Here is a 631-nt window from a genome sequence, read left to right on the forward strand (position 1 = left end):
CACGTTCTTTCGGTGAACCGGATCGACCCACGTGCTGGTCGAACCTGGTGCGCGATACTGGGATTGAACCAGTGACCTCTTCCGTGTCAGGGAAGCGCTCTCCCGCTGAGCTAATCGCGCGAGGTGGAGACGGGAATCGAACCCGTGTGCACGGCTTTGCAGGCCGTTGCCTCACCACTCGGCCACTCCACCGTAAAAGGTCGAGTCCAACCTCTCGAGCGGATGACGGGATTCGAACCCGCGACCCTCACCTTGGCAAGGTGATGCGCTACCAGCTGCGCTACATCCGCATTCGCACCGCTCGGCGTCGTGCTCTCCGTGGTGCGGTTCAAAACAGTAGCCGAGCATCTACGAAACGCACAAATCCGCAGGTCAACGGCAGAAAACCGGCAGATTCCGCGAAGGCGACCGGCCGATGACCCCTTCGGCGGGCGTCGCCGGGGCTCCGGGGCCGGCTGTCGCGCCCTCTCGGCGTCTCGGACCGGGGACGGTCCGTCCGACCCCCTCCGGTATCCGAGGGCCGACATCCCGCTCGCGTGCACGCGAGCGGGACTGTGGCCGGAAACGCTGCGACCAGGCGATTCGTCTTCATGGCGGGAGCGTGTTAGTGTTCCATCTCGTTCGAGCCGCT

3 tRNA genes are annotated in these 631 nt (G+C 64.7%); all 3 read right to left on the reverse strand.

Annotation, left to right across the window (positions count from 1 at the left end):
* Positions 1 to 45 precede the first annotated feature (45 nt).
* The 3 genes from R1101_RS0125090 to R1101_RS0125100 all read right to left on the reverse strand — a co-directional run bounded on the left by R1101_RS0125090 (position 46) and on the right by R1101_RS0125100 (position 290).
* Positions 46 to 120 (reverse strand) — tRNA-Val (locus tag R1101_RS0125090).
* A gap of 1 nt (position 121) precedes the next feature.
* A tRNA-Cys gene (locus R1101_RS0125095) sits at positions 122 to 192 on the reverse strand.
* A 25-nt stretch (positions 193 to 217) separates the two neighbouring features.
* Positions 218 to 290: transfer RNA gene (locus R1101_RS0125100), tRNA-Gly, on the reverse strand.
* Positions 291 to 631 lie beyond the last annotated feature (341 nt).

Source organism: Rhodococcus sp. R1101 (genome assembly GCF_000278445.1).
Lineage (GTDB): Bacteria > Actinomycetota > Actinomycetes > Mycobacteriales > Mycobacteriaceae > Rhodococcus > Rhodococcus gordoniae.